Raw genomic sequence first — 5,896 nt, 5'->3', positions numbered from 1 at the left:
GTGTTGAAACTCCACTCTGGCACATTGATGCCGTTCGGTTCTGGAGGGCCTCCGCTTCTCTGCCGGCCCCTGCATCCCCGAAGGGAGGGCGGTGTCCATTCCATCTCGGCCAATTTCAGTCGCTCGACTTCCGTGCCTGGATCGTCAACAATCAGCAGCGATAACAGGTGAGTACGGCCCTTCTCCTCGGCTGGCACGACAAAATTCTATGCACGGCGCATTAATCGCCGGCAGCGCGGTCGCGATAGCGCATACAAGGCGTTGATTCGCGGTTCGGCCCCACGATCACGCCTATGAGATCATGTCTGCTCTAACCATAATTGCCGCAAATCATGTCATCCTCCAGCGCAACGCACGCCAACGCTCTTCCCCTGAGCAGCATCGGTAGCATACTCGCTTCGATGTTTTGCTTTGCCGTGGTGGACGCGTTGGCGAAGACGGTTGCGCTGCGATACCCAGCAAATGAGGTGACCTTCTTTCGGATGCTGTTCGGCTTGGTTCCGGCGGTGGCGATGTGCTGCGCGGGACGTCTATCCCTGACTGAGCGACTGGCCAATATCGATCTTAGAGGGCAGACGGCGCGGGCGTTGATGCTTCTGGGCGCATCGGGCCTGTTCTTCGCCGGATTGCCTTACGTCCCATTGGGTGAAGCGGTTGCACTTGCGTATTCGGAGACGTTGATCGTTATCCTCCTCGCACCATTGATTCTGCGAGAACGCCTAACACGGCAGGCGGTTGCGGCAGCGCTTGTTGGATTCTTTGGGGTGCTGCTTGTGGTGCGCCCGGGCGGCGGTCAGTCGAGTTGGCTAGGCCCGACGCTCCTTCTACTGAGCGCCGTCTTTGGCGCACTATCCATCGTGCAGATAAAACGCATCCGTTCTACCGACGACTCGGAGACGACAGTTCTCTTTTTCACTATGGTGGGAACGGTCGTTACCGGATGCACGCTCATGGTCAATTGGCGGACACCGTCGGTTCGTGCGCTGGTGATCATGGCAATTCTTGGAGTCTTCGCGACAGCAGGGCAACTTTTAATGACGGTCGCTTTTCGTCAGGCGGATGCCGGGAGACTCGCACCCTACAACTACACGAGCATCGTGTGGGCTGCGGTGTTCGGTTACCTCATATGGCATGAGACTATGCAACCACTGTCCTTCCTCGGAATTGCGTTGATTGTCGGTAGTGCAATTGCCGTCGCAGTAAGGAGAAAGGATACCGAAGGTCCGCTTGCTTGAAGGCAAAGTGTTTTGCACAGTCGCAAGTTCTTTGTCCGCGCGAGATTCGACACGTTGAACGACCGCTTTCATGCCCTGTTCGGGGTCACGTGCTGCCGACCGCCGAAGGTGTCGCGGCGCAAGCTGGGGCATGCAGAGCGCATGAGGTAGTGGTCGGCCAGGAGCGGCCGCTCAACACGAAGAAGATGGGAGCCGTTGACGATCTGGATTCAAATCCATAGCCACACACGTGGGATGATCTGCGGATCGCGACCCTCGCCATGCTACGATCCGCAGCATTCAAATAGGCATACGAGAGGCGCACGGCCGTGGCAGAGAAGAAGACAGACGAGAAGAATCCCAAAGAAAAAAAGAGCTGGAAGGACAACCTGCTGTCCTCCAGCGTGCCGATGGAATTCGAAGTATCCAAACTGCTGGTGAAGCATGGATTTTCCACCAGTGCCGACTATTCTTATACGCGGCACGGCGCGCAGGGAAGAGATGACTTCTCAGTTGACCTTCACGCGTCAATCTATCTGCCGTATCGCAGACCGAATGAGATCAAAACAGAATTCCATATGTTGATCGAGTGCAAGCATCGGCATCGGAGCAACCGGTGGCTGTTCTTTCCCGACCCGAACCGGGGAGACGACTCGCCATTTACCTTGGGCCATACGCTGCGGATCGTAGATGATTTTGCGCCCGTGATGCTGAAAGATGAGCCTTCTATCGCTTTCGACAACAAGGCGAATTTTTGTCTCAAAGGTGTCGAGATCGACCTGAACAGCGGAGCGGTGCATGACGCAGAAATAAGACGAGGCTTAGCGCAACTTCAATACGCTCTGCCCCGCCTGGTAACGGAAGTAATCGAATGGAACATGGGTATGCACCCAGATGAGTGCTATCCCTTCCTCTACTGTCCGATCCTGTTGACGACATCGGAAATACTGGTCGCAAAAACGGACACGACAATCGCAAGCGTGGAGAATGCAGAGATGCTAACGGACCTTGCGACTCCTGCCCCGTGGGTCGTGGTCTACTGCGAGCAGACGCAGGACTTCCAGCGACATCGGCAAACCGCCTGTGAAGCACTGGCCGAACTAGTTGAGTCCGGTGCCACCGACTGGATAGATGCGGCGCGGAAAGAAGCCGGAGTTCACGATTTCGCGCTCCCATCTACGGCATGTGAAGAACTAACCGGTGAATATTCACGGGCGAGACTTAGCAAATACTTTGGACATTTCATAGTCTGCTCATTGACCCACTTCGAGCCGCTGCTAAACAAGCTGAAGACGGTTGCCAGCAAGACGGACAAGACACGAAAGAACCTGTGGGTCAATCCGGCAGCGGCAACACCGGAATAATACCGGCCGCACGATTGCCATTAAAAACTGCTGGAGAGGTAGGTTACTAGATCGTTTCAATGTAGCGTTGGGCACCAACCGCGAGTTCAGATACAAAGTTATGGGATACGACGTCCACATCACCCGCAAAGAAAATTGGTTCGACGAAAGCGGACCGAAAATTGGCATTGACGAATGGAAGGCGCTTGTTCAGTCCGACCCAGATATGCGTCTCGATGGCTGCGCGAGTGCGGTCGTGGGCGACGGCAGTGTTTTACGGATAGATAACACCGGGTTAGCCGTCTGGACCGCCCACACAGGAAGCGGTGTGAGTGGGAACGCGGCGTGGTTTGATTTTCGGCAAGGCAATGTAGTAGTCAAGAATCCTGACGGTGAGAATCTCCGCAAGATGTGGCAGCTAGCGCAGATGCTTGACTCGAAAGTGCAAGGCGACGAGTGCAAAGTTTACGGCGCGGATGGCAGCGTTATGGGTTAGCTGATTGCTATGAACTTTACCTTTCGCCCTCAATGGAAAGAAGAACTAGTTTGCTCCTGCCAGCTCGGCGAATTCATTCTTGAGATGCCGATGGGGGTTCCCTCGGTCTACATTCCCACACAGGCAGCTTGGCAAGATCGAGCCCCGATGTGGGCGCGCCCATACTGGAGTTCGGTTCACGTCCAGTTGATGGATTGGTGCACGAATCATGGCTTTCCACTGCATGTGGATGACTCGGCGAACATCTTCTCGAAGTAAGGCTCGCTTTGTGGATTGTGATGACGAACGCTGAACTGCTGCCTAAGATCGACAAGGCATTGTCGGCCATCGGACCCATGCTGACTGCAACGTGGCCAAACTTACAGAGCATTCACCGTCAACTGCTGTGGTGCCGCGCTCAAATTTCCGGTGAGCCGTCGGAGCCTAAACAGGGACCGCTTACGATGGGGCTGATTGCGACTCGGGAATTTGACATGTGGGGTGATAAGCCAGAACTTGCAGCCCTAATCAACCAGATACAGCGTGCTTTCGAGTGAAGCGAATGGCTGCTTTAGGCCGTGGCGACAGACCGTTCAGGGTCGCGTGCTGCCGATCGCCGTCAGGCAGAGGTCGGCCAGTTTCGGCCGTTCGACGTCAACGCCCGGATCGGTGACAATTACCGTACCGGTCCGTCGGTGAGCCGGGCGTGGACGTGTGAAAACGGTGCAATGGGGTTGGAATTGGCGAAACAGAAAACGGAAAAGCGCGATGACGACAGTGTTCGTAGACACGACTGAAATCACGGATTGGCCTTCCTTCCATCGTGTCTTCTCGCAGATATTTGGTTTCCCCGCGTTTTATGGCAACAACATGGACGCGTTGATTGACTGTTTGAGTTACCTCGATGAGCCCGAGGCTGAGATGACGGGCGTGCGCGTTAGACGGGGGGACACGTTGGCGATACAGCTTGGCGCTGTCAACAGTTTCAGGAGACGCTGCCCAGATCAGTTCGGGGCTTTGCAAGACGCGTGTGCTTTCGTGAACTGGCGTCGAACGCGCGAGCACGGGGCCGCTTTGATCGCACTGTCGTATTACGACTGACTCGATATTGGAGATATGGATAAGAATCGGGAATTTTTGCTGCCGTTTGGAATCGACCTCACGCTTGAGGACGGAATCGCAAGTATCGAATCCCACTTGCCGGAAGCGCTTCCCAGCTTTAGCGACCCCGTCGAAAACGGGCGCATCGTCGGGGTGGTTGAAGGCGTCGAGCAATTGTTGCTTTCGCTCGCGCGTGTCGGTATCGATTTATCCAATCCACAGTTCGCACAGGCAATCCTGGACTGCGTAGCCAACCTTCAATCAGGCTGATCAGCAAACTACAGTGTGCGACCACAAACGGCCGTTTGCCACCCCTGCGCCGATCGCTAACAATCACAACAACCCCGATGCCTCGCGCATCGACTTATGGCCAAGGCTCCTTCGTGCTACGATTCGCGATGCCTGACTGACGTAGCGAAAGCGGGCACTAATCGACCCTGTACTGAGTCCACTCGAACAATGTACGCAGCTGCCTGGCCTCCCTCGAAAACGCACTGAAAGCCTGAGCTGGTGCAGTGATTGCACCCGCCTTGGAATTTGTCCCGGATTGTTGTCGATAACAGTCCGGAGATATCGCTCGAATCGACATATCACGTCCAGATTCGTGCGAATGCATTTTCACGAGACCACAACATGCGTATTTTCAATACGATGGCAGCGCACGCCATCCCGCTCGTTCCCCGTTCACTGATCCGTAAGATTTCCCGCCGCTATATCGCCGGCGAAACGCTTTGCGATGCCCGCACGCGCATCCACGCGCTCCACGCAGCAGGCTTCAGAACAACCGTCGATGTGTTGGGCGAAACCGCGTCGTCTTCGGAGCAGGCAGAGTCGATGGCGCGCGATTATCTCAATCTCGTCCAGGCAGTCGGCGCGCAAAATGAGCCCCCCGAGCTGTCGATAAAATTGACCGCGCTTGGGTTGCATCTCGACGAAGACGCATGCATGGCGCGGGTCTCGGTGATTCTGCGAGAGGCAGCATCGCATGGGATCAGCGCTTGCATCGACATGGAGGACACCAGTTGCACCCAGAAAACTCTCGACGCGTTCTTGAACCTCGAAGCCGACGGATATCCAATCGGAATCGCACTGCAAGCCTATTTGACGCGCACAAATAATGACATCGTTCCACTCCAGGCACGCAAGAGTCGCATGCGTATTTGCAAGGGGATCTATGCAGAAGCGAAGGAGCATCTCGTCGACGGTGCATCGATGGATCGGGCCGCGATCAATTCACACTTCGTTCGGCACGTTTCGACCGCAATTCAGGCGGGATCATTCGTCGGCATTGCAACGCACGATGCACAATTGATCGATGCTCTGACCAATTGGCTGCAACGCGAACAAATCGACAGGTCACGATTCGAGTTCCAGATGTTGCTGGGGGTGTGCGAACCGCTGCGTGACGCTCTGCTTGCGCAAGGATTTAACGTCCGCGTCTACGTGCCATACGGGTATGACTGGTATGGTTATAGCACTCGGCGAATCAAGGAGAATCCACGAATTGCCGGATATATCCTGTCGGCGATGATACGTCGCGATCGGACTCGCTAGCAGTTACAGCACGCCCCGTGGATCGGGACCGACCAGAGCGTTGGTTCCGGTTCGAACGGCTGCTTTCGAGAGGACCGGCTGACCGGTGTGGGTCGTTCTGCGTATTTCGGACGAACGTGACCGGCCGTTTCGGGATCGTGACCGACGATTTCGGCAACGTGACCGGCCGGACCGGAAGGCAGGATTGGCGTTGCGCATGACATCAACCA

At 55.6% G+C, this 5,896-nt stretch carries 7 protein-coding genes; all 7 read left to right on the top strand.

The window, feature by feature from the left end:
• Window positions 1-332 precede the first annotated feature (332 nt).
• Window positions 333-1,235 carry a DMT family transporter gene (locus HV744_RS35930; protein WP_175153996.1) on the top strand — a complete coding sequence of 301 codons (903 nt, stop codon included), beginning with the start codon at window positions 333-335 and terminating at the stop codon, window positions 1,233-1,235.
• A 308-nt stretch (window positions 1,236-1,543) separates the two neighbouring features.
• Window positions 1,544-2,578, top strand: coding sequence for a hypothetical protein (locus HV744_RS35925; protein ID WP_175153995.1), 1,035 nt, complete (start codon window positions 1,544-1,546; stop codon window positions 2,576-2,578).
• 100 nt (window positions 2,579-2,678) lie between these two features.
• Window positions 2,679-3,053 (top strand): hypothetical protein, encoded by a 375-nt coding sequence (locus HV744_RS35920; protein ID WP_175153994.1) that lies wholly within the window; start codon window positions 2,679-2,681, stop codon window positions 3,051-3,053.
• Window positions 3,054-3,331: 278 nt separating this feature from the next.
• The gene (locus tag HV744_RS35915) at window positions 3,332-3,589 is read left to right on the top strand and encodes a hypothetical protein (protein ID WP_175153993.1); all 258 of its coding nucleotides are present in this window, start codon (window positions 3,332-3,334) and stop codon (window positions 3,587-3,589) included.
• Window positions 3,590-3,800: 211 nt separating this feature from the next.
• Window positions 3,801-4,133 carry a barstar family protein gene (locus HV744_RS35910; protein ID WP_175153992.1) on the top strand — a complete coding sequence of 111 codons (333 nt, stop codon included), beginning with the start codon at window positions 3,801-3,803 and terminating at the stop codon, window positions 4,131-4,133.
• Between the two features lie 15 nt (window positions 4,134-4,148).
• On the top strand, window positions 4,149-4,403 hold the full coding sequence (locus HV744_RS35905) for a hypothetical protein (protein ID WP_175153991.1): 255 nt from the start codon (window positions 4,149-4,151) through the stop codon (window positions 4,401-4,403).
• Window positions 4,404-4,766: 363 nt separating this feature from the next.
• A complete protein-coding gene (locus tag HV744_RS35900) occupies window positions 4,767-5,687 on the top strand; it encodes a proline dehydrogenase family protein (protein ID WP_175153990.1) in 921 nt (306 codons plus the stop codon).
• The last annotated feature ends 209 nt before the right edge of the window (window positions 5,688-5,896 follow it).

This window comes from Paraburkholderia ultramafica (assembly GCF_902859915.1).
In the GTDB taxonomy this organism is placed as follows: domain Bacteria; phylum Pseudomonadota; class Gammaproteobacteria; order Burkholderiales; family Burkholderiaceae; genus Paraburkholderia; species Paraburkholderia ultramafica.
This window is presented reverse-complemented; position numbering and strand designations above follow the sequence as displayed.

Bases quoted from the DNA above. Each gene is read 5' to 3' on its own strand.
- HV744_RS35930 (WP_175153996.1), top strand. From the start codon at position 333: ATGTCATCCTCCAGCGCAACGCACGCCAACGCTCTTCCCCTGAGCAGC.
- HV744_RS35920 (WP_175153994.1), top strand. From the start codon at position 2,679: ATGGGATACGACGTCCACATCACCCGCAAAGAAAATTGGTTCGACGAA.
- HV744_RS35915 (WP_175153993.1), top strand. From the start codon at position 3,332: ATGACGAACGCTGAACTGCTGCCTAAGATCGACAAGGCATTGTCGGCC.
- HV744_RS35910 (WP_175153992.1), top strand. From the start codon at position 3,801: ATGACGACAGTGTTCGTAGACACGACTGAAATCACGGATTGGCCTTCC.
- HV744_RS35905 (WP_175153991.1), top strand. From the start codon at position 4,149: ATGGATAAGAATCGGGAATTTTTGCTGCCGTTTGGAATCGACCTCACG.
- HV744_RS35900 (WP_175153990.1), top strand. From the start codon at position 4,767: ATGCGTATTTTCAATACGATGGCAGCGCACGCCATCCCGCTCGTTCCC.